A 21,437-nucleotide genomic window follows, 5' to 3' on the forward strand; every position below is an offset into this window, starting at 1 on the left:
TTTCCTCCGCGCGGCGTTGGGCTGGCAGTCTGTCTGCCCCATGGCGGGACGTCGGTCCGGGTGGCTGACGCGGTCCGCGGTTCCGCCCTGGGGTGTCCGAGGGTGGAGTCAGTGGGAATCAGGCACCTTGTTGTCGCCGGGCATGACCGCATAGCCCGGCACGGACGGCCAGCGGACCGTCAGGACCACCGACTCCTCCTCCGCGAACCATGAGTGATCGACTCCGCGCCCCCACACGACGTAGTCGCCCTGCTCCGCCAGCAGGACGTCACGGCCCGGCAGTTCGACGCGGAAGCGGCCACTGATGAGAACCAGGAGAGCCGTGCGTTCCTCGCCCCTCACCCACTGCGCTCGCCTGTCGGCACGGGGGTGTACGCCCCATTTGATCTCCACGGCCTCGCTGTGGCGCGGGTCGTCGGCGTCCTTGAAGTGCCCGAGGAGCCATCCTCGGTCCAGTGCCGCGTCCTTGCCCGCGTTGCCCACGTACACGCTGTCGTTCACGTGGGGGAACGCTAGCAGCGCCGGTCATGCGGCGGCGCGGCATCGACGTTCCACTCCTCGGGCAGATCGCTGCCGCAGAAGACACAGACGAAGTCGTCCTCACGCACGATGGTGCACTCGTGGCAGCCGGGACAGCGCCGGAACACCACTTGGTGGGTGAAGTGGGATGGGCGCTCAAGCTCGATAGCGTCCAGCGCGCGGGCGACGGCCGGCCAGGAGACGATGTCCGGGCAGTATCCGGTCGACTGGTTGCTGACGTCGCCCACCACCCAGCGGTCCGCCTCGCGGGAGAAACTGATTTCTCCGGCGCTCAGGACGTTCTCTCCGTCGGCGCATGCCACGTGTTCGCTCCGTCGGGGGGCCAACCTGAGCGCGCCGTCCATGCCGACCACGAAGGTGAACGGTTCGACCAGGTCCACCGCCGTCCGTTCAGCGGCCCAGGCACCGAAGTCGGCCGCCGAGCCGATCCGGCGGCCGCCGCCCGGCCGGACCGCGCGGTTCGCCGGAAGGGCCGGTCTGATCAGGAGGCGTACGACCCTGTCGACTTGGCGTCGCTCCGGAAGTGGAACTGGTACTGCGTGTTGTCCTTGACGTTCGTGGCGATCACTTTCCAGCTGCCCGCCTTCGCGAGCTTGTAGTCGGCCTGGCAGCTCCTGCCACCACTCTGCGGGAGGAAGCAGACCTTCACGTAACGGTCCGTGCCGGTCTTGATGTTGATGTCGGCGCAGCTGCTCGTCGTCTTGAGGTAGTTGAACGTGGGGTAGTTCGGGTAGATCTGCGTGCCCGTCGCCTTCGTGTAGGTCTTGGCGTTGCCGTAGCAGGACTGGGCGACCACCTCCCCCGGGGTGGCCGCGGTGGCGCTGCCGGTGGCGAGCAGGCCACCGCCGATGAGTGCGCCGGTCATGACGACGGTGGCGAACCGCTTGTGGAGGTTCATGGAGGGCCCTTCCCCGTCGGGTGTGCTGACGTGCGTCTCCCGCCACTGTGGCGGGCGTGCGGAGCGGGCCGTACCTACAACATTCCAGGTACCGCGCCCGGGTGCGACCCGCCATCGTGGTCGCCAGTGGTCTTCGGCCCGGTTCAACGGGGGTTGGGTCGCAGGCATCGACAACACGGGGGTTTCTCATGCAGATCCGCAAGCGTTTCCTCGCCGTCGCCATGACCGGCGCGCTCGCCGGGGCCGGTCTCGTCGGCGGTACCGCCGGCGCGGCCGGTGCGGCAGCCCAGGGCGATGTGGGTGCCCAGTCCTGCTACGGCAACGCATGGAGCTACAGCAAGCCGTCGGGCGCCTACCTCCAGCCGCAGAGCGCCACGTACTTCACTACCGGCAACTGCGCCGACATCAACATCAAGACCGGCACCAGCCGCCAGGTGAGGGTCTGCTTCTACAGCAAGAGCGGCGGCCTCAACTACTGCCAGAGCGCCTACAAGACCACCACGGCGGGCCAGTGGAAGGTCATCGCCAGCGACGTACTGGACGGCACCAACTTCAAGTTCGAGTTCAAGAGCTCCGCGGCCTCGACGGGGCAGCGAGCTCACTGATCGCCAGGGGCCTGTACGGGTGGTGTGGGCGCGGCGTCAGCGCAGCGAGGGCCGTGCCCGCCCCGCCCAGTACTCGTCCGCCGTGATGCCCAGCAGGACCACGTCGTGGTACGCGCCCGCGAAGAACTCGTGCTGGCGCAGGCGGCCCTCCTCCACGAAGCCGAGTGTGCGGTAGAGGGCCAGCGAGGCGTCGTTGAAGGCGTAGACCTCCACCTCGCACTTGTGGCAGCGCTGTTCGGCGAACATGTAGGTGAGGATCAGTTCGGTGGCCTCGGCCGCGTAGCCCTGGCGGCGGTGTTCGCGGGTGACCTCGATGCCCGTACGGAAGCGGCCCGCCCTCGCGTCCGTCTCGCCGACCGACACCGCGCCCACGAAGGCGTGCTCGAAGCGGGTCTCGATGACCAGTTGGTACGAGGCCGGGTTCGGGGTGCGGCCGGCGCGTTCGGTGGCCCAGGCGCGGAAGCTCTCGTCCGAGCGCGGGGGTTCGACCACGTCGGCGTTGCGGGCGTCCACGGTGTGCAGGGCCAGGGCCCGGAAGCCCTCCCAGTCCTGCGGTTCGATGCCCCGCAGGCGTACCCTCTCGCCGGTCCACAGGTCGCTCATCGGGCTCCAGACTGGTGTGTGTATGCAGGGGGGGGGCGGTCAGGTCGGTCGGGCGGGTCAGGTTACGTGGCGTGCGATCGTTCTCGCGACGGTCAGGGACTCCGTGTGCGTGGTGTCCACCTCCAGGTCGTACGCCACGCCCCGGTGGACCGTCTCCGCCTGTGCCGCGGCCATGCCCTTCGGGCGGTCGCCCCGGGCGATCTCGCGGGCCTCCGCGACCGCGCCCTCGCAGTGGACGCCCACCCACAGGACGTTCAGGCCCGTCAGCGCCTTTCGCCATGGTTCCTGGGAGGCCGGGCCGCCGAGGAACACGTCGTCGATGATGACCTTCGCTCCCGCCCGGGCCATCGCGGCCACGCCCTCGCGCCAGGCCGCCTCCAGCCTGCGGAACTCCTCGCCGACCGCCACGCCGCCGTCCTCCGCGAACTCGATGCCCTCGCCGCCCGACCTCAGGGACGCGGGCAGCGCGTCGACGAACGTGTCGATCGCGGCGGCGAGCCACGGGGTCGGCAGCTCCGCCTGGAGGCAGCGGACGATGCCGGACTTGCCGGAGCTGGAGCCGCCGTTCAGCACGATCACCTGGGTTGTCACCCGGTCACAGTAGAGGCAACCCGTGCGGTGTTCGACGCGTTTTCGGGCCGCCGCACGCTAGGCGGGCCTGATCGTGGCCAGTTGCGCGAGCAGCAGGATCAGCCGGTACGCCGTCGCGTAGTCGGGGGCCGTGAACGTGACTGTACGGGCGCCGCCGGTGCGCGAGACGCCCGGTACGAGGGTCGCCAGGTCGACCGTGTGCGCGCCCGCGAGGTCGACCTCCACGTCCAGCGGTGCGCGGGCGAGCGTCAGGGGCGGGATCTCCGCGCGGCGCGTGATCGCGTCCGCCGCCGCCCGGCGCAGCCGGTCCCGGGCCTCCTCCGGGTGCAGGGTCACGGCGGCCGCCGCGCCCAGCGCCTCCTTGACCGGGACGGTGACCGCCGCCGGGACCAGCTCGGTCAGCTCGGCGCAGGCCGCGTCGTCGCCGCTGAGCAGGACGACCGGTACGCCGAGGTGGCCGGCCATGGCGGCGTTGAGCCCGATCTCGCCCAGCGAGCGGCCCGCCACCCGTACGTCGAGGATCTCGCCGTTCATCGTGTGCGCCAGCACGCCCGGGCCCTCCCCCGCGCGGACGTGATAGCCGACGAACAGCGCCGCGTCGGTCTCCGCGTCGAGCCCGGCGAGCATGTTCAGCGCGCGCGGCTTGCCCCGTACCAGACGGGCGCGGCGGTCGAGTTGCTCCGGCAGGAGGTTGCGGAAGGTGCCGTGCGCGTCCGCCACCAGGACGTCGGCCGTGGGGTCGGCGTCCAGGACGCCCGCGATCACCGCGTTCGCGTCGGCCGTCATCAGCTCCCGGCCGCGCTGGTAGTCGTAACGCTCGGGGTTCGTCTCGGCCGGGTGGACGATGCCCGAGACGCCTTCCATGTCGACCGAGATCAGCAGCTTCATGGGCCTGGGAGCCTACCTCGCGGACGCGCGGCCGGTCAGGGGCCGGCGAGGCTCGCCCGTGCCGCGTTCATGAACGCGGTCTTGGCCTCCTCCAGGTGCTCGTTGACCTCGACGTCCCCGATATCGCGCCACACGGCGGCGTTCAGCGCGTGGCCGTACGTCCTCACCGGCTCGCGCAGGGCCTCGTCGCACAGGAGCGTGACATTGCCGGACGCGGTCCACAGCGCGGTCATGACCGGGCCCGTCTGCGTCATCCAGCCGTCCTCGTCGTCGCCCCACGGGTCAGGGCGGCGGTAGGCGGCCCGTTCCGCGGCCTGGGCGCAGGAGACGAACTCCTTGAGCACGTCGGCCTGTTCGGCCCGGCGGCTCTCCGTCGTCGCCACTGCCTGACGGCGTTCCTCGACGCGTTCCGCCGAGCGTTGGGTGGCTCGCTGGGCGAGAGCCGTCAGGCCGCCGCCCAGGGCGACCCCGGCGAGCGATATGACCGAAGTCCAGAGGTCGGCTGCCATGGTGATGCTCCTTCGCCCGTCTACCCGTCGGCCGTCGGCCGTTGGCCCGTATCGCCTGTTGCTCTGTTCGGTCGGGCCATGGTCCCGTACTGCGGCCGGTGTCATGCTGGTGCCCCCGGTCCGTCGGACCGGGGGCACAGACGGGTCGGTGGTCGGTGCCGGTCAGCGGCCGTAGCGGATCAGGGCGCGGACCATGCGGCAGGTGGTGTCGGACGGCGAGTGGATGCCCAGGCGCTCGGCGGTGATCCGTATCCGGTGGTTGCCGGCGCTGGAGGGCTGGTAGACCCCGCTGTCGAGCAGGGCGATGGCCAGGCGCATGGCCTTGAGCCGGCGGTTGTGGGAGACGTACCACTCGCGGGGGCGGCCCGCGGGCAGCCGCTTCTTCGCGGGCGGGGCGGGAAGCGGCGGGTGGAAGGGCATCGGGAGCTGTCGGTCGAGCGGCTCGGTCGTGACTGTGGCGATGGCCATCGGCATCCTCCTGGCAGCGTGGTGGAACCCTCACGAACTCCCTCCATTTTACTGCCCCCCACTGACAATCGCCCCTGGCCAGAGGCCCTTTCGGCAGTCCCTCGCGTACCCTTGGCCCCATGGAGATCTGGATCAATCCCGCCTGTTCCAAGTGCCGCAGCGCGCTGACTCTGCTGGACGCCGAAGGGGCCGATTACACCGTCCGCCGCTACCTGGAGGACGTGCCGTCGCCCGAGGAGATCCGGGCCGTGCTGGACCGGCTCGGTCTGGAGCCGTGGGACATCACGCGGACGCAGGAGGCGGCGGCGAAGGAGCTGGGTCTCAAGGAGTGGGCGCGCGACGCCGGTTCGCGGGAGCGGTGGATCGTCGCGCTGTCCGAGCATCCGAAGCTGATCCAGCGGCCGATCATCACGGCGGAGGACGGCACGGCCGTGGTGGCGCGGAGCGAGGAGGCGGTGCGGGACGCTTTGGGGCGTGGTGCCTGAGGGCGTCATGCCTGAGGGCGTCATGCCTGAAGGCCGTGGGCCCGTGACCCGTGGCCCGTAGTCCGTGGTCCGTGGTCCGTGGTCCGTGGTCCGGATGAGGGTCTGCGCACCCGTGCCGTACCGGCTCAGCGTTCGTCCGTGCCCGCGCGCTTGGCCGTGGACAGGGCGATGCGGTTCCAGGTGTTGATCGTGAAGATCAGGGCCAGCAGGTGGGCCAGCTCCTCCTCGCCGAAATGGGCCGCCGCCCGGTCGTAGACCTCGTCCGGCACGCCCGCGTCCCCGATCCGGGTGACCGCGTCCGTCAGGGCGAGGGCGGCCTGTTCCTTCTCCGTGAAGAAGTGGTCCGCCTCCTGCCACACCGCGACCATGTGCAGGCGCTCCTCGCTCTCGCCCGCCCTGCGCGCGTCCGTGGTGTGCATGTGCAGGCAGTACGCGCACCGGTTCAGGTGCGAGGCGCGGATCTGGACCAGTTCGACGAGGGTGGGGTCCAGGTGCTCGCGGGCCGCCGCGTCCAGGCCGATCACGGCGCGGAACGCCTTCGGGGCCGCCTTCGCGAAGTTCAGCCGGGGTGTGGTCGTGGCCGTGTTGGGCCGGACGGTGGTGGCCTCGGTGGTGGTGCGGTCGTTCGTCTTGATCTCCGTCGTCGTCATGGGTACGAATCTAGGGCTACCGGTGACTGGGCATGGGGTGCACTTCTATGACGGATTCATGGGTCAATTCCGCGGAGATCCTGGGCAGCGATCTGCCGCTGGAGCTCTCCGGTACGGGCAATCGCCGGGCCCTCCTGATGGCCGCGCTGCGTGAGGCCGTGCGCAGCGGGCGGCTCGCCCCGGGCACCCGGCTGCCGCCCTACCGTTCGCTCGCCGCCGACCTGGGCCTGGCCCGCAACACCGTCGCCGACGCGTACGCGGAGCTGGTCGCGGAAGGGTGGCTGGCGGCCCGGCAGGGGTCGGGGACGCGGGTCGCCGAGCGGGCCGTCCCGGTGACCCCGGTGCATCGGCCGCGTACCCCCGAGCGCCCGGCCCGCCCGGTCCATGACCTGGTCCAGGGGCAGCCGGACCCCTCGGTCTTCCCGCGCACCGCCTGGCTGGCCTCGGCGCGGCGGGCGCTCGCCGTCGCCCCCGACGACGCCTTCGGGCCCGGTGATCCGCACGGGCGGCCCGAGCTGCGGCGGGCCCTGGCCGGCTATCTGGCCCGGGTGCGCGGGGTGCGGGCCGCGCCGGAGCGGATCGTCCTGTGCTCGGGGGCCGCGCACGGGCTGCGGCTGCTCGCGGAGGTGGTCGGCGGTCCATGGGCGGCGGAGGAGTACGGGCTGCCCTTCCACCGCGAGCTGCTCGCCTCCCACGGGGTCGGCACCCGACCGCTCGGCGTGGACGCGGACGGCGCCCGGGTCGACGGGCTCACCCGCCGCGACCGCGCCGTACTCCTCACGCCCGCCCATCAGTTCCCCACCGGCGGGCCGCTGCACCCCGCGCGGCGTGCGGCCGTGGTCGACTGGGCCCGGTCCACCGGCGGGCTCGTCGTCGAGGACGACTACGACGGGGAGTTCCGCTACGACCGGCAGCCCGTGGGGGCCGTCCAGGGGCTCGATCCCGAGCATGTCGTGCTGGTGGGGTCGGTGAGCAAGAGTCTTTCGCCCGCATTGCGGATCGGGTGGATGGTGCTGCCCCAGCGGCTCGTCGCCCCCGTCGTCGCGGCCAAGGGCGAGCGCGAGCAGTTCTCCAGCGCCACCGAGCAGTTGACGCTCGCGGACTTCGTCGAGTCGGGCGCGTACGACCGGCAGGTACGCCGGATGCGGCAGCGGCACCGCCGCCGCCGGGACCAGTTGGTGGCGGCCCTGGAGCGGCGGGCCCCGCACGTCCGGGTCACCGGGATCGCGGCCGGGCTGCACGCGGTGGTGGAGCTGCCGCCCGGCACCGAGCGTTCGGCGGTCCGGGCGGCGGCCTGGCAGGGGCTGGCGGTGGAGGGGCTGGCCGACTACCGGCACCCGGGGGCGGAGCCCCCCTCCCGCGCCGCCCTCGTCCCCCACCGCGACGGGCTCGTCGTCGGGTACGCGACCCCCGCCGAATCCGCCTACCCGGAGGCGCTGGAGGCCCTGTGCCGCTCCCTGCCGCCGGTCAGCCCGCCTGTGCCTGCTCCTCCGCCGCCGCCAGCAGTTCTGTGAGGTGGAGGCCGAAGCGTACGTCGCAGGCGTGCGGCACCCCCGTGCGTACCGCTTCGGCCAGGGCGTCCACCGCGCCCCGGAACGCGGTCTCCGCCCCGGCCCAGCCGGGGATCGACGCCGTGCCCCGCTCGCCCCGGAACTCGATCTCGACGCCCGCGGCGCCGGGCGGGGCGCTCAGCCCGAGCGTCACCGTGCTGGACGCGCCGGAGGTGTGGCGCAGGATCAGATGCGTGGTGTCGGCCGGACCCCGGGCGGCGGTCAGGTGCTCGACGTCGCCCAGGACCGGGATCAGCACGGAGAGCGCGTGCGGGCCGACGTCCCACAGGCCGCCCTTCTCGCGCCGCCACGGGGAGTCCGCGTACTCGCTGCTCGAACCCTCGGCGTAGAGCGAGCCGAGCCACTGGGCACGGGCCGTGAACCAGCCGTCCACCGCCGCCTGTTCGGCGATCCACGCGGAGGTCTCGGGCGCGAACCGCAGCGTGCAGAAGACGACCGAGGCCACCCCTGCCTTCTCGGCCGCCCCTGCCACCGCACGGGCCCCGGCCACCGTGGTGGCGACCGGCTTGTCCATCAGGAGGTGGCAGCCCGCCTCCGCCGCCCGGACCGCGAGCGGGGCCTGCACGTCCGGCGGCAGCGCGAAGGCCACCGCGTCGCTCGCCTCCAGGAGCGCGTCGATGCCCTCCTCACCGGTGTACGCGCGCGTCCCGTGGGCGGCGGCGAGAGCTTCCGCCGCCTCGGCGCGGCGGCCCCACACCCCGCTCAGCCCGACGCCGGGGTGGGCGGCGAGCGCGGGGGCCTGGGTGTTCCGCGCCCAGGGGCCGGTGCCGAGGAGGCCGATGCGCAGAGGGGTGGTGCCTGCAGTCGTCATGCGTGCCAGTGTGCCGGGTCCGGCGGCCGGCCGGGCAGGGGGCCGGGCCCGGATGCCACCGTGCTCCGGAAGGCGCCGGGCCCGAATGCGGTGGCGCGAGGCGACCTTGCCCCGTTACGTTTCCAGGGCCGGCCGCGGGACTCCGGCGCGACTCCCGAGACGTGCCTGTGAAGCGATGATTTCGTTGTTCGCGCCTCCATTCCCCGGCCGGCACTCCAGCCTCCCGGGGGACGACCATGACGACCACGCCCGACAGCCGCGCCGGCGGCCCCACCGACCTCGTCGCCGACCGCGTCACCGACCTCGTCGCCGCCGAGGACGTCCTGCTCTTCGTGAACGCGGCGATCACCGCGACCGGGCAGCGCGAGTTCCGCTCCGGCGCCGCCGACCAGCAGCTCTCCCTGGACTTCCTGCATACCTACGTACGGGTCAACTACCGCCGGGTGTACGCCGCTTCGCTGGCCCTGGACATCAACCACCACAACGCGGCGCTCATCGTGCGCCGGCTGCTGGAGACGGCGGGCGAGGCGGGCCCCGAGGAGCGGCGCACCGAGGGCCGGCTCATCGCCGCCCGGCTGGCGCTGCTGCCGCCGCCGCGCGTCTACCGGCTCTTCGGCGAGCTGCGGCGGGCCGGAGTCAACAACCGGCGGACGCGCGCGATCATGCGGGACTGGCTGGCGGCCCGGCCGGATCTGGGCCATGACGCCGTGAAGTACCGGGCCGGGCTGAAGACCGCCGCCCGGCACATCCATCTGCCCTGCCCGGAGGGGGCCGCCCCGCTCGCCGAGGTCGGGGCGTTCCTGTTCCGGCCGGGGCGGCTGCCCCGCTACGAGCACGGGTTGCTCGACGCCTGGCGGCGCGCCCACTACGAGCAGGGGGCGGTGGCCGAGCTGCCGTTCACCGTCGCGGAGGGGTTCGCCGCCCGGCACGGGATGAAGCGCGAGGTGTTCCTGAAGCGCGCCGCGCCCCGGATGACCCGGCTGGAGCGGCTGCGTACCCAGGAGCAGCAGGCGGCGGTCCGGCGGCCGAACGCTCCGGCGGCCGCGCAGGTGGATCTGACCGTGATGCCGCTGACCCGGCTCGCGCTGTACGTGCTGTCGCTCGGTTTCGAGCAGCGTGCCGAGCGCCGGGCCGAGCTGACCGGCGCCCTGCGCGCGGCGGCCCGCCGGGCGGCGGGCGGACACGCGGGGAGCTGGGGGCGGGTGCACACCGTGCTGGACGACAGCTTCTCCTCGTCCGGGTCGGGGCAGAAGCGGCGTCGGCCGCTCGCCGTGGCGCTGGCCTGCCACTATCTGTTGGAGGCGCTCGCCGCGCCCGGCGCGTACCGGGGGCTGTGGACCTCGGGCGCGGGCGACGCCCTGCTCGTACGCCCGTGGGGGCCGACCCCGCTGGGGATGCGGGTGCTGGACGCGCTGGAGCCGGGTCCTGGCGGGGCGGCCCCGGACCGGCTGGTGATCGTCTCGGACGGCTGGGACAACGCCCCGGCGGGGCTGGCGGGCGAGGTGCTGCGGGTGTGGCGGCACCGGCTGGATCCGGAGCGGCGGACGGCCGTGGTGCACGTCAACCCCGTATACGACGCCGAGGGTTTCGATGTGCGGCGGCTGGCGGCGGGGGTGGCGACGGCCGGGATCCGGGACGCGGAGGATCTGCCCGCCCTGGTGGAGATCGCCCGGTTCGCGGAGGGGCGTACGGGGCCGGCGGAGCTGTACGCGTATCTGGACCGGCGCGTGGCCCGGTTCACCGGAGAGGGAGAAACAGAAGGCGAAGGGGTGGTCCGGTGAACCGGCTGGAGCTGACCGGGCTCACCGCCCGGCCCTCGCAGGTGTGGGGCGGTGTCCGGCTCGTCCCGCTGGTCCGCGCGGAGCCGGTGGAGGGGCTGCGGCTGCACCGTGAGGTGTACGAGGGCCTGGGCGCGGGGATCGTCGAGCTCGGGCCGCGGGAGCACTATGTCTCCTACATTCCGCACGGTCTGGTCGCCGACTGGTCGGGCGAGGACGGCCGGGAACCGGAGGCGGGCCGGCAGTCGGCCGCGTACGGCACCCAGTTCGGCGGGGGCGGTGCGCCCCGGGCCGCGGTGCTGCCGCCGCTGCCGCATCACCGGATGGCCAAGCGGCGGCCCGGCGACCGGCTGCGGTTCCTGCCGCTGCATCTGGCGCTGGAGGGCTATCTCGCGCTGCACTTCGGCGGTCCGTCGACCGCCTGGGAGGAGTGGTCGCGCACGGCCCTGCGCGACGGGCTCTCGCCGCGCGCCGAGGACGCGTACCTCGGGCGCTCGGTGCGCGGGCTCACGGACGCGCTGCGGATCTTCGAGATCCACCCGGGCCAGTGCGGGGTGATGGTGTACGTCTCCGACGCGCTCGCCGCCGCCTTCGTCGTCCCGCACCCGGACGACTACCGGCTTCTGCACGCCTCGCTGGTGGAGGACCTCTACGGGGAGCTGGTGCACCAGTACGCGCTGTACGGGGCGCCGGTGGCGCAGACTCCGGTACGGATCGGGGGCGCGGAGCACATCCGCGACCTCGGTGAGCTGCGGGCGGCCGCGCGGGCCCAGGAGCGGGTGTGGGAGGAGGCGCACGACACCGTGTTCGCGCGGGAGCTGCTGGACTCCTCGTACGCGTTCGACCAGGTGTACCGGATGAAGTCCTTCACCCTGTGGCGCTTCCTGCCGCCGTTCGTCCGGGACACGGGCGGGCAGCACATCGGGGAGACGATCACCGATCACCGGGGGCGGGTCGCCTACCTCAAGACGTTCCGGCTCTCCGACGCGCAGATCCGCCGCGGCCATCTGCTGCGGACCGTGGCCGGGGCCGACTGGCACCTGGACACGGCGGCCGCCGCGCTGGGGTCGAGCCGGGAGGAGCTGGTGCGCCGGCTGCGGGCGGCCGGGTTCTCCGCGCTGCTCAAGGGCCATGTGTGAGCGGTCGCGACGGCCGGTGACGGGGTGGACCAGGGGCCCCGTCCGGCACGGGCAAAACAGAGGAAACCTCGGTAACACGGGGTTCACATCCGGGCAACGGACGGGAAATCGCGTCTTGCCAAGCTGCGCTGCATAGACCGCTGCACCCGCAAAGGATGGCGTCCGTGACGTTCAAGGCTGAGTACATCTGGATAGACGGCACCGAGCCGACCGCCAAGCTTCGCTCCAAGACGAAGATCATGGACGGTACGCCGTCGGGTGACGTGGCGGATCTGCCCATCTGGGGGTTCGACGGCTCCAGCACCAACCAGGCCGAGGGCCACGCGTCCGACCGGGTGCTGAAGCCCGTCTTCACCTGTCCGGACCCGATCCGCGGCGGCGACGACGTCCTCGTGCTGTGCGAGGTCTTCAACATCGACATGACGCCGCACGAGTCCAACACCCGTGCCGCGCTGCGTCCGGTCGCCGAGCAGTTCGCGGGCCAGGCCCCGATCTTCGGCATCGAGCAGGAGTACACCTTCTTCGACGGCCACCGCCCGCTCGGCTTCCCCGAGGGCGGCTTCCCGGCCGCGCAGGGCGGCTACTACTGCGGGGTCGGCGCGGACGAGATCTTCGGCCGCGAGATCGTGGAGAAGCACCTCGACAACTGCCTGGCGGCGGGGCTCGGGATCTCCGGCATCAACGCCGAGGTCATGCCCGGCCAGTGGGAGTTCCAGGTCGGCCCGCTCTCCCCGCTGGACGTCTCCGACCAGCTGTGGGTGGCCCGTTGGCTGCTCTACCGCACCGCCGAGGACTTCGGCGTCTCCGCCACCCTGGACCCGAAGCCGGTCAAGGGCGACTGGAACGGCGCGGGCGCGCACACCAACTTCTCCACCAAGGCGATGCGCGAGGGCTACGACGCGATCATCACCGCGTGCGAGTCGCTGGGCGAGGGCTCCAAGCCGCTGGACCACGTGAAGAACTACGGCGCGGGCATCGACGACCGGCTCACCGGTCTGCACGAGACCGCCCCGTGGAACGAGTACAGCTACGGCGTCTCCAACCGCGGCGCCTCGGTCCGTATCCCGTGGCAGGTCGAGCAGGACCGGAAGGGGTACATCGAGGACCGTCGTCCGAACGCCAACGTCGACCCGTACGTCGTCACGCGGCTGATCGTCGACACCTGCTGCACCGCGCTGGAGAAGGCCGACCAGGTCTGATCCCGCCGCCGGTCACGTACCGGACACGCGAAGAGGGGCCCGCCGGTTCGCCGGTGGGCCCCTCTTTCGTGGGCCGCGGCGGCCGGGCGTGAGGAACGTAACGCCAAGGGTCCGTATCGACGGGTGAGAGGAGTCTGATGCACAGCCGCAATGTCTGCTTCAATGGAGCACATGGCCAGCTACCAGCACATCGCGTCGGGTCGCAGCGACCTCGAACCGTTCTGGCCTTCCCGTCAGCACCATGATTTCGACCGGGTGTGTTGCCGCGCGTGGAACGCGCAGGCCCACTAAAGCCGCTCACCCCGGCCTTCGGTCCGCGCGCACGACACAAGTCCGTCCCAGACGACTCCTCGCGCGAAAGAGCTGACCCTCATGGCGAACACTCGTACTTTCTCCGCCGCGTCCGCCGCCACCGCGGCGTCCCCGGCACCCGCTGCGGCCCACCCCACCGCCCGCTCCCTCCCCGCCCACCCGAACCGGCACCGGCTGCGCGCGGTCGACCGCGACGAGGTCGCGGCCCCGGCCGATGTGGCGGGCTTCCTCCCGCCCGGGGCCACCTGGCTGCCGGCCCCGCCGCACACCCTGCCCGCGCTGCCGGGCCAGCCGCCGATGATCGGTTACCTGGTGCTCGTGCCGGCCGATCAGCAGCCCGCGCTCGCGGGGGCGGTCGCCGCCTCCCAGCACCGGGCGGGCGGCACGCCGTTCCCCCAGCAGCCGGCGCCCGACCCGGCCGCCGACGAGAAGGCGCCCGCCGGTCCGGTCCGGATCGACGCCACCCGGCGTACGGCCTCGGTCGACGGCGTCGCCCTCGACCTCACGTACCTGGAGTTCGAGCTGCTGGCCCATCTGGTGGCGCACCCGCACCGGGTGCACACCCGTGACCAGCTGGTGACGACGGTCTGGGGCTACGGGCATGTGGGCGACGGGCGCACCGTCGACGTCCATGTCGCCCGGCTGCGCCGCAAGCTCGGTGCGGAGTACCGCCGTTCGATCCAGACGGTCCGCCGGGTCGGGTACAAGTACACGCCCTGACCGGCACCCGCACCCGTGCGGCGGCCCCGGACCACGGTTCCTCCTCACCGTGGTCCGGGGCCGCCCCGTGTTCCCCGTCGTGGCTCTCGTACCGGCGTGTTCTCAGACCCGTACGGTGTCGCGCACGGGCTCGGCCGGCTCGTCGTGCTCCAGGCTGGGCAGCCGCGAAAGGCCGCGCGGGGTACGCCAGTTGCGTTCGCCCAGGAGCAGCATCACGGAGGGCAGCAGCACCATCCGTACGACGGTGGCGTCCAGCAACACCGCGACGGCGAGGCCGACGCCCATCTGCTGCATGTCCTGCATGGACAGGGTGCCGAACACCGCGAACACCGCGACCATGATGGCCGCCGCCCCGGTGACCGCCCCGGCCGTGCGGCGGATGCCGGTCTCGATCGCGGCCCGGTTGTCCAGGCCGCCGCCGCGCGCCTCGCGGATCCGGGAGACGACGAAGACGTGGTAGTCCATGGACAGGCCGAACAGGACGACGAGGACGAACAGCGGCATCCACGCCTCGATCGCGCCGACCCCCTCCGAACCGATGAGCGAGGCGCCCCAGCCGTGCTGGAAGACGGCGGTCATCACACCGTAGGAGGCGGCCACGGAGAGCAGGTTGAGGGCGATGGACGTCACGGCGATGACGTAACTGCGGAAGCAGAGGAGCATCAGCAGGAAGGTGACCGCCGTGATGAAGGCGAAGACCGGGACGATGCCGCGGCGGAGCTGGTCGTTGAAGTCGACGGAGCCCGCGGTCTCGCCGGTGACCTGGGTCTTCGCTCCGGTGCCTTCGAAGGCGGCGGGCAGGGTCCTCTCGCGGAGTTCGGTGAGGTCGGTGGTGCCGCCGGGGAGGGGGATCTCGATCTCGGCGACGTTCTTGTCCCGGTGGACGGTGACGTCCTCGAAGCCGCCGAGCGCCTTGGCGACCTTCGGGGCGGTGATGTCGGGCGCGGTGACCACGACGAGAGCCGGGGCGGGGCCGCCGGGGAAGCTGTCGGTGATACGGGTGTGGGCGATGGAGAGCTGGGAGTCGGAACCGAACTGCTTCTCCAGGCCGAGGGATTCGGTCTTCATGCCGAGGGCGGGCGCGGCGAGGGCGAGCAGCAGGACGACGGCGGCGACGGCGAAGGCGCGGGGGCGGGCGAGCACGGGGCCCAGCACCCGGCCGACGATGCGGCCGCTGCCGGCCTGACCGTGCTTGGCGCGGCGGTTCAGCAGCGGGATACGGCCCGCGTCGATGCGGTCGCCGAGCCAGGAGAGCAGGGCGGGCAGGACGGTGACCGAGCCGAGCATGGCGATGAACACGACGATGATCGTGGCGAGCGCGAAGCCCTTGAACAGCAGGAGCCCGGAGAGGAACATGCCGCCCATCGCGACCATCACGGTGAGGCCGGAGACGAGGACGGCCCGGCCGCTGGTGGCGGCGGCGATGCGCAGGGCGGTCTCGGCGTCGCGTCCGGCGGCGCGTTCGTCGCGTTCGCGGCGCAGGTAGAAGAGGCAGTAGTCGACGCCGACGGCGAAGCCCATCAGGAACATCACCGAGTAGGTGGTCTGGAACAGGTGCAGCTGGTGGCTGGCGATCGAGAGGAGGCCGAAGGCGGCCATGCACGCGGTGAGGGCGAGGCCGACCGGGAGCAGGGCGGCGACGACCGCGCCGAAGGCGACGAGGAGGATGCCGAGCGCCAGGGGTACGGCGGTGAACTCGGCCTTCTTGAAGTCCTCGGCCAGCAGGTCGCCGAGCCACTTGCCCGCGCTGGCCTCGCCGAACTGGTGGATCTCGATGTCCGCGTGGTCCTCGCCGACGGCGGCGACCGCGTCCAGGACGGGCTGGATCCGGTCGGACGAAGTGGCGGCCTCGCCCTTCATCTCGAAGGTGATCAGGGCGTCCCTGCCGTCCTTCGAGGCGACGGGCGGGGCGATGTTCTGCGTCTCGCCGGTCTTGCGTACGGCGTCGGCGAGGGCGTCGGCGGCCGGCTTCCACTCCCCCGCGGCGGGGGCGGAGACCATGACGAGTTCGCCCGCGGGCTTGTCGAGTCCGGCGTCGAGGAGGATCTGTTCGGCGCGGGCGGATTCGCCCGCGCCGTTCTCCGCGTTGGTCATCTCCACCATGCCGGTGGCCCCGCCGATGCCCGTGGCGAGCACGACGAAGAGCAGCCAGCCGAGAACGGCCGTCTTGCGGTGGTGGGTGCTCCACACGCCGATGCGTGCGGCGAGGTTGCGCCTCATGTGGTCTCTCCCCCAGAGGTAGGCGTCGCGTCAGTGGATCGGGACGCTTCGAATCTAGGAATCCGGCGCGGTCCGCCCCAGCCGTCGAAGCCCCCGGTCACGGAGGTGTAGGGGGCGGATAAGGGGGTGGTGCCAGGTACACCCCCGCCGGGTGGCGGACCGGCTGACGCGGCGGGTCCTGCCCGGGTGAGACTGGCTGCGGACCGGGAACAGCCCGGGTCCGGTGAGGGGAGAGGGACCACGATGAAGGTGTTCTCGGGGCGGCTGCGGCCGTCGATGGTGGCGGCGGGGCGGGGGCTGTTCCTTTCGGTCGCCGGTCTGGCGGGTTCCATCACCCTGTTCGTCCTCGCGGTGCTTTCGATCTCCTTCATCCTGCTGGGCATCGGGGTGTTCACCACCCCGGTGGTGCTGGAGGCGGTCCGCAAGCACGCCAACCAGCGGCGGCTGTGGGCGGTGACCTGGTCGGACGTGCGGATTCCGGTGCCGTACCGGCCCTTCCCGAAGGATCTGCGGACGGGCGTCACCGGTCAGGTGGAGCGCACCTCGCTGATGCTGAAGGACCCGGCGACCTGGCGGGACCTGCAGTGGCTGCTGGTCGACATGACGGCGGGCACGGTGGTGGCGTTCCTGGCGGCGGGCCTGATGATCTACCCGGTCGAGGGGCTCGTGCTCGCGGCCGGCCTGTGGCACGTGTTCCGCGACGACCCGTACTGGTACGGGTTCGTGCCGGTGGACAGCCAGCTGACCGGGCTCGCCGCGCTGGCGCTGGGGATCGTGCTGTTCCATGTCGGGCTGTGGGCGAGCCGGCCGCTGCTGCGGCTGCACTTCGTGCTGGCCCGCACCCTGCTGGCGCCCACCCAGGACCAGGAGCTGGAGCAGCGTGTCCAGCGGCTGACCGAGACCCGGCACGAGGCCGTGGACACGGCCGCCTCCGAGCTGCGCCGCATCGAGCGGGATCTGCACGACGGGGCGCAGGCCCGGCTGGTCGCGATGGGCATGAACCTGGGCACGATCGAGGCGCTGATCGAGAAGGACCCGGCGCAGGCGAAGAAGATGCTGGCGATGGCCCGCGAGTCGTCGGCGGAGGCGCTGACCGAACTGCGCGACCTGGTCCGGGGCATCCATCCGCCGGTGCTTGCGGAGCGGGGTCTCGGCGACGCGGTCAAGGCGCTGACGCTGCGGCTGCCGGTCGCATCGGAGGTGACGGTGGAGCTGCCGGGGCGGGCGGAGGCCCCGGTGGAGTCGGCGGCGTACTTCGCGGTCAGCGAGGCCCTGACGAACACGGTGAAGCACGCGGAGGCGACACGGATCTATGTGGACCTGCACCACGCGGACGGCATGCTCCGGATCTCCGTGACGGACGACGGCAAGGGCGGTGCGGTGGTCGGGTCGGGCTCGGGGCTGAGCGGAATCGAACGGCGACTGGGTACATTCGACGGCGTACTGGCCGTCAGCAGTCCCGCGGGCGGTCCCACCATGGTGACCATGGAGATTCCTTGCGAGTTGTCCTAGCCGAAGATCTCTTCCTGTTGCGCGACGGCCTGGTGCGCATGCTGGAGGCGTACGACTTCGAGATCGCCGCGGCTGTGGAGACCGGGCCCGAACTGACCAAGGCACTCGCCGAGTTGGAGCCGGACGTCGCCGTCGTCGACGTCCGGCTCCCGCCGTCCCACACGGATGAGGGCCTGCAGTGCGCCCTGGCCGCCCGCCGGGCCCGGCCGGGGCTTCCGGTGCTGGTGCTCTCGCAGCACGTGGAGCAGTTGTACGCCCGGGAGCTGCTGGCGGACGGCAACGGCGGCATCGGCTATCTGCTGAAGGACCGGGTCTTCGACGCGGACCAGTTCGTCGACGCGGTACGGCGGGTGGCGGCGGGCGGCACGGCGATGGACCCGCAGGTCATCTCCCAGCTGCTGTCGCGCCGTTCGCAGGACAAGCCGATGGGCGGCCTCACCCCGCGTGAGCGGGAGGTGATGGAGCTGGTGGCCCAGGGCCGCTCGAACGCGGCCATCGCCTCGCAGCTGGTGATCACGGAGCGGGCGGTGGCCAAGCACACGTCGAACATCTTCGGGAAGCTCGGCCTGCCGCCGTCGGACGACGACAACCGCCGGGTGCTGGCGGTGCTGGCCTATCTGGACCACGGCTGATCCACCGGCGCCGCCGGGGCCCCGGGCCCGCGCTCAGTCCGTGAACCAGCCCGCCGCGTCCAGCCGGAACGCGCCGCCCGGGGCCATCGTGCGCAGATCCCGCTCCAGGGCGGCCAGCCGCTCCTCGCCGAGCGTCCGGGCCCATTGGTCCCGCAGCCGGTCGAAGCCCTCGGCGGACCGGGTCAGCAGGTCGACGCCGTGCGGGGTGAGGCGGATCAGGGTGCGCCGGCCGTCGGCGGGGTCCGGGGCCCGCTCCACGTAGCCGAGCGCCGCCAACTTCTCGACGGTCTTCCCGGCGGCCTGCTTGGAGACCCCGAGCCGCCGCCCGATCTCGCTGATGGCCGCGCCGTCGCGGCCCACCGCCTGGAGGGCGAAGCCGTACGCGGGGCGGGTTCCGGGGTGTCCGTGCTCGGCGAGGTCCTGGTGCAGGGCGTCGATGATCGAGCGGAAGCCGGCGAGGAGGAGCAGGGGCAGTTCAAAGCCGTTGCGAGACTCGACAACCTGGTTTACCTTTTTTTCGTCAACCATGTTGTCGATCCTAGCGCCGTGAAAGGTTCGCCATGCCCTTTCCCGATCTCACCCCCGAGACCGCCCCGCCCGCATCGCGACGCGCCATGGAGGCGGTGACGGAGCGGCTGGGCTACCGGCCCGCCGCCATCGCCCGGCTCGCCGCCTCGCCGCACGCCCTGGACGGCTTCCTGAGGATCAGCGCGATCTTCGAGGCCTGCACCCTGGACCCGCTCTCCCGCGAGGTCCTGATCATGACGATCGCCACCCGCAACGACTGTCACCTCTGCGTCGCGATGCACACCGCGAAGCTGACCGCCCTGGACGCCGACCCGGCGCTGATCGCCGCCCTGCGCGACCGCGGCGGCAGCCCGCTGCCGGACGAACGGCTAGACGCCGTACGGCGGTTCACCCTGGAAGTGCTCGCCTCGGCGGGGGCGGTGGAGGACGCGGTCCTGCGGGACTTCCTGGCGTACGGCTACACCGAGCAGAACGCCCTCGAAGTGGTCCTGGGCATCGGCGCGTACACCCTGTCGACCCTGGCCAACCGGCTCACGGCGGCCCCGGTGGACGCCCCATTGGCCGCCTTCGCCTGAGAGCCGGTGGTTCGGACCGCTTTCCGGCTGGAGCTTCGCACGAATCGGCCGGAGGGCTGAACGGGTCGCGGGGCCCGCGCGTATGGGACGTCACGCTTCTCCCTCGAAGCAGAGGAGTCCCATGCGACGCACATCGCGCAAGAAACGTTCCACACTGGCCAACCGGGCCATTGCCGCCTCCGCAGCCCTGATCCTGGGGGGAGGTGGGCTGGTCGCGGTCAATGTCTACGCCTCCGCGGGAGAAGGACCGTCTGGTTCTCCGCCCACCCGGACGCAGAACGCCGCCGGCCGGCAGATGTCCACCATCGACTGTCCCGAAGCCGCGAACGGGCTGCCCGAGGTGCCGGACCGGGCACGCGGGGAGGTCGACCGCGAACTCGCGGCGATGGATACCCAGATCACCGACGCCTACCGGCAGTTCGCGGACCGGAAGGAGCAGATAGCCCAGGACCCGGGGCTGGCGGAGAACGCCGTGCTGGGCCCGTTGCGCAGCAAGCGGACCGCGAGCCTCGACCGTATCGGCATCGCGATCGGACGGGTGGGCGAGCGGCCGGCGGGGCTGGAGAGCCTCGCCGGATGCAGCCTGCGCGCCGACGACAACCGCCCGGGCAACGGCGGCAATAACGGTGGCGGTGACAACGGTGACGGCGGTCAGGATGACGGCCAGGACCAGGGCCAGAATCAGGGCCAGGATGGGGGGCAGGGCCAGGACGGCGGCCAGGACCCGGGCGGTCAGGATCCGGGCCAGGGCGAAGACTCCGGGCAGGACCAGGGCCAGGGCCAGGGCGGCAACGGGCCCGTGGCCGCCGATTTCGTCGATATCCAGTCCGTACAGCCCAATGTCGACCGGCCCCGCCAGCGCCGCGGCGCCTCCCGGGGCACCTTCACCACCGACTGCGGCCGTAATGAGAACGGGAAGTTCAACCCGGACAACGTCATCGTCGCGCCCGGCGTGAGCAACGGCGCGCACCATATGCACGATTACATCGGCAACCAGGCCAACGACGCCTTCGCCAGCGACGACGATCTGGCGGACGGCGCGACCACCTGCCGCAACCAGGGCGACCGGTCGACCTACTACTGGCCCGTCCTGCGTCTGCAGAACGGGCAGGACGAGAACGACGTGGACGCCGACGGCGGCGGCCGGGACCAGAACGTCGGCGAGATCCAGACGCCGTCCGAGGTGACGTTGAAGTTCGTCGGCTCGCCCGTCGGCAGGGTCACCGCGATGCCGCGCTTCCTGCGGATCATCACCGGGGACGCGAAGGCGTTCACCAACGGCGACGCCAATGCCAACGCCTCGTGGAGCTGCACCGGATTCGAGGACCGCCAGCTGACGGACAAGTATCCGATCTGTCCCGAGGGCAGTCAGGTGGTGCGGACGTTCGCCTTCCAGAACTGCTGGGACGGGCAGAACACCGACAGCGCCAACCACCGCACCCATGTGGCGTTCGCCCAGGAGAACGGGCGGTGCCCGAACGGGTTCCGGGCGGTGCCGCAGCTGGTGCAGCGCATCGTCTACGACGTGCCGCCGGGGCCCGGTTTCGCCGTGGACTCGTTCCCCGAGCAGTTGCACAAGCCCATCACCGATCACGGCGACTTCATCAACGTCTTCGACGACCGGCTGATGAAGAAGATGGTGCGGTGCATCAACGACGGCCGCCGCTGCCGCTGACGCGGCGCGTGCGGCCCCCGTGAACCTGCGCGGTCAGCCCGGGTGGTGACCGGAGTGCCCGTCCTCGCTCCCCCCTCCGCCACTGTCCCCCGAGTGGTGCGGCGAGGCGGTCTCCACCGTCCCCCCGAGCCGGCCGCGCAGCGCCGCGACCACGTCCGGATCGCCGACGGCCACCCACCGCCGTCCGACGAGGTACGAGCCGCCGTAGTCCTTGGCCTCGTTGATCCACTCCCGCTGCCCGCGGTCGGTGGCGAAGGTGGTCAGGACGTAACGCCCTTCGTCCGTCCTGCAGTTGGCCTGCCGGAGCTCGGCCGCGTCGGTCTGCACGTTCGGGTCGCAGCCGGCCTTCTCCGCCAGCTGCTCCAGCATGCCCGTCGCGGCCGGCTTCGGCGTGGGCCGCCGCTGTCCCGCGCCGTCGTCGGACGGTTCCGTACTGCACCCGGCCAGGAGCAGAACTCCCGCCAGGACCACCGCAGTTGACCCGCCGCGCCGTGCGCCTCGCCATTCCGGTTCTGTCGCCATCGGGCC

24 protein-coding genes are annotated in these 21,437 nt (G+C 72.1%); 11 read left to right on the plus strand and 13 right to left on the minus strand.

The features are described from left to right. Positions 1 to 108: 108 nt before the first annotated feature. From ACSMXR_RS08350 to ACSMXR_RS08360, 3 genes are read right to left on the minus strand one after another with little or no spacing between them, the layout of a single operon-like run. Positions 109 to 501: a cupin domain-containing protein gene (locus tag ACSMXR_RS08350; RefSeq protein WP_473171524.1), complete on the minus strand. Its 393-nt coding sequence runs from the start codon at positions 499 to 501 to the stop codon at positions 109 to 111. A gap of 11 nt (positions 502 to 512) precedes the next feature. Next, complete coding sequence (locus tag ACSMXR_RS08355; RefSeq protein ID WP_473172352.1) at positions 513 to 1,025, minus strand: hypothetical protein; 513 nt, start codon at positions 1,023 to 1,025, stop codon at positions 513 to 515. Continuing rightward, positions 1,022 to 1,438 carry a hypothetical protein gene (locus ACSMXR_RS08360; RefSeq protein WP_473172500.1) on the minus strand — a complete coding sequence of 139 codons (417 nt, stop codon included), beginning with the start codon at positions 1,436 to 1,438 and terminating at the stop codon, positions 1,022 to 1,024. The genes ACSMXR_RS08355 and ACSMXR_RS08360 overlap by 4 nt, the downstream gene beginning before the upstream one ends. Positions 1,439 to 1,626: 188 nt before the next feature. Here ACSMXR_RS08360 and ACSMXR_RS08365 point away from each other — a divergent pair, with 188 nt between their 5' ends. Next, entirely contained in the window at positions 1,627 to 2,043 is a 417-nt protein-coding gene (locus tag ACSMXR_RS08365; protein ID WP_381908021.1) for a hypothetical protein, read from the plus strand. A gap of 36 nt (positions 2,044 to 2,079) precedes the next feature. On the opposite strand, the gene ACSMXR_RS08370 is transcribed toward ACSMXR_RS08365, so the two are convergent. The 5 genes from ACSMXR_RS08370 to ACSMXR_RS08390 all read right to left on the minus strand — a co-directional run bounded on the left by ACSMXR_RS08370 (position 2,080) and on the right by ACSMXR_RS08390 (position 5,102). Beyond that, positions 2,080 to 2,646, minus strand: a complete 567-nt coding sequence (locus tag ACSMXR_RS08370) for a GNAT family N-acetyltransferase (RefSeq protein ID WP_137232762.1) — start codon at positions 2,644 to 2,646, stop codon at positions 2,080 to 2,082. A gap of 57 nt (positions 2,647 to 2,703) precedes the next feature. After that, positions 2,704 to 3,237 (minus strand): chloramphenicol phosphotransferase CPT, encoded by a 534-nt coding sequence (gene cpt, locus ACSMXR_RS08375; protein WP_473171525.1) that lies wholly within the window; start codon positions 3,235 to 3,237, stop codon positions 2,704 to 2,706. Between the two features lie 57 nt (positions 3,238 to 3,294). Next, complete coding sequence (locus ACSMXR_RS08380; protein ID WP_473171526.1) at positions 3,295 to 4,125, minus strand: M55 family metallopeptidase; 831 nt, start codon at positions 4,123 to 4,125, stop codon at positions 3,295 to 3,297. Between the two features lie 35 nt (positions 4,126 to 4,160). Further along, positions 4,161 to 4,634, minus strand: coding sequence for a hypothetical protein (locus ACSMXR_RS08385; protein WP_473171527.1), 474 nt, complete (start codon positions 4,632 to 4,634; stop codon positions 4,161 to 4,163). Positions 4,635 to 4,796: 162 nt separating this feature from the next. Further along, positions 4,797 to 5,102, minus strand: coding sequence for a hypothetical protein (locus ACSMXR_RS08390; protein ID WP_473171528.1), 306 nt, complete (start codon positions 5,100 to 5,102; stop codon positions 4,797 to 4,799). A gap of 119 nt (positions 5,103 to 5,221) precedes the next feature. On the opposite strand from ACSMXR_RS08390, the gene ACSMXR_RS08395 reads away from it, so the two are divergent. After that, positions 5,222 to 5,587, plus strand: coding sequence for an arsenate reductase family protein (locus ACSMXR_RS08395; protein ID WP_218527793.1), 366 nt, complete (start codon positions 5,222 to 5,224; stop codon positions 5,585 to 5,587). A 125-nt stretch (positions 5,588 to 5,712) separates the two neighbouring features. Here the strand turns inward: ACSMXR_RS08395 and ACSMXR_RS08400 are convergent, their stop codons facing one another. After that, positions 5,713 to 6,237, minus strand: coding sequence for a carboxymuconolactone decarboxylase family protein (locus ACSMXR_RS08400; RefSeq protein WP_473171529.1), 525 nt, complete (start codon positions 6,235 to 6,237; stop codon positions 5,713 to 5,715). A gap of 47 nt (positions 6,238 to 6,284) precedes the next feature. On the opposite strand from ACSMXR_RS08400, the gene pdxR reads away from it, so the two are divergent. Then, positions 6,285 to 7,751: a MocR-like pyridoxine biosynthesis transcription factor PdxR gene (pdxR, locus tag ACSMXR_RS08405; RefSeq protein ID WP_473171530.1), complete on the plus strand. Its 1,467-nt coding sequence runs from the start codon at positions 6,285 to 6,287 to the stop codon at positions 7,749 to 7,751. Here the strand turns inward: pdxR and ACSMXR_RS08410 are convergent. Further along, positions 7,705 to 8,619, minus strand: coding sequence for a Gfo/Idh/MocA family protein (locus ACSMXR_RS08410; RefSeq protein ID WP_381794323.1), 915 nt, complete (start codon positions 8,617 to 8,619; stop codon positions 7,705 to 7,707). The genes pdxR and ACSMXR_RS08410 overlap by 47 nt on opposite strands. 236 nt (positions 8,620 to 8,855) lie before the next feature. Here ACSMXR_RS08410 and ACSMXR_RS08415 point away from each other — a divergent pair, with 236 nt between their 5' ends. The 4 genes from ACSMXR_RS08415 (at position 8,856) to ACSMXR_RS08430 (ending at position 13,767) form a co-directional block, all read left to right on the plus strand. Next, positions 8,856 to 10,400 carry a hypothetical protein gene (locus ACSMXR_RS08415; RefSeq protein WP_473171531.1) on the plus strand — a complete coding sequence of 515 codons (1,545 nt, stop codon included), beginning with the start codon at positions 8,856 to 8,858 and terminating at the stop codon, positions 10,398 to 10,400. Beyond that, positions 10,397 to 11,536, plus strand: coding sequence for an ARPP-2 domain-containing protein (locus ACSMXR_RS08420; protein WP_473171532.1), 1,140 nt, complete (start codon positions 10,397 to 10,399; stop codon positions 11,534 to 11,536). The genes ACSMXR_RS08415 and ACSMXR_RS08420 overlap by 4 nt, the downstream gene beginning before the upstream one ends. A 164-nt stretch (positions 11,537 to 11,700) precedes the next feature. Then, positions 11,701 to 12,735 carry a glutamine synthetase gene (glnII, locus tag ACSMXR_RS08425; protein ID WP_473171533.1) on the plus strand — a complete coding sequence of 345 codons (1,035 nt, stop codon included), beginning with the start codon at positions 11,701 to 11,703 and terminating at the stop codon, positions 12,733 to 12,735. 372 nt (positions 12,736 to 13,107) lie between these two features. Continuing rightward, positions 13,108 to 13,767, plus strand: a complete 660-nt coding sequence (locus tag ACSMXR_RS08430) for a winged helix-turn-helix domain-containing protein (protein ID WP_137232772.1) — start codon at positions 13,108 to 13,110, stop codon at positions 13,765 to 13,767. 102 nt (positions 13,768 to 13,869) lie between these two features. On the opposite strand, the gene ACSMXR_RS08435 is transcribed toward ACSMXR_RS08430, so the two are convergent. Further along, the gene (locus ACSMXR_RS08435) at positions 13,870 to 15,987 is read right to left on the minus strand and encodes an MMPL family transporter (protein ID WP_473171534.1); all 2,118 of its coding nucleotides are present in this window, start codon (positions 15,985 to 15,987) and stop codon (positions 13,870 to 13,872) included. 243 nt (positions 15,988 to 16,230) lie between these two features. Between ACSMXR_RS08435 and ACSMXR_RS08440 the strand changes: the two genes are divergently transcribed. After that, the gene (locus ACSMXR_RS08440) at positions 16,231 to 17,499 is read left to right on the plus strand and encodes a sensor histidine kinase (protein ID WP_473171535.1); all 1,269 of its coding nucleotides are present in this window, start codon (positions 16,231 to 16,233) and stop codon (positions 17,497 to 17,499) included. Beyond that, positions 17,484 to 18,131 (plus strand): LuxR C-terminal-related transcriptional regulator, encoded by a 648-nt coding sequence (locus tag ACSMXR_RS08445; protein WP_137232774.1) that lies wholly within the window; start codon positions 17,484 to 17,486, stop codon positions 18,129 to 18,131. Before ACSMXR_RS08440 ends, ACSMXR_RS08445 begins: the two co-directional genes overlap by 16 nt. 33 nt (positions 18,132 to 18,164) lie before the next feature. On the opposite strand, the gene ACSMXR_RS08450 is transcribed toward ACSMXR_RS08445, so the two are convergent. Next, positions 18,165 to 18,659, minus strand: a complete 495-nt coding sequence (locus ACSMXR_RS08450; protein WP_137232775.1) for a MarR family winged helix-turn-helix transcriptional regulator — start codon at positions 18,657 to 18,659, stop codon at positions 18,165 to 18,167. Positions 18,660 to 18,691: 32 nt separating this feature from the next. On the opposite strand from ACSMXR_RS08450, the gene ACSMXR_RS08455 reads away from it, so the two are divergent. Together ACSMXR_RS08455 and ACSMXR_RS08460 are read left to right on the plus strand one after the other, a co-directional pair. Further along, positions 18,692 to 19,234, plus strand: a complete 543-nt coding sequence (locus tag ACSMXR_RS08455) for a carboxymuconolactone decarboxylase family protein (RefSeq protein ID WP_473171536.1) — start codon at positions 18,692 to 18,694, stop codon at positions 19,232 to 19,234. A gap of 121 nt (positions 19,235 to 19,355) precedes the next feature. After that, positions 19,356 to 20,909 (plus strand): DUF1996 domain-containing protein, encoded by a 1,554-nt coding sequence (locus ACSMXR_RS08460; protein WP_473171537.1) that lies wholly within the window; start codon positions 19,356 to 19,358, stop codon positions 20,907 to 20,909. Between the two features lie 33 nt (positions 20,910 to 20,942). Here ACSMXR_RS08460 and ACSMXR_RS08465 read toward each other — a convergent pair whose 3' ends face one another. Then, entirely contained in the window at positions 20,943 to 21,431 is a 489-nt protein-coding gene (locus tag ACSMXR_RS08465) for a hypothetical protein (protein WP_473171538.1), read from the minus strand. Between the last annotated feature and the right edge of the window lie 6 nt (positions 21,432 to 21,437).

It is taken from the genome of Streptomyces sp. DSM 106670 (genome assembly GCF_055792845.1).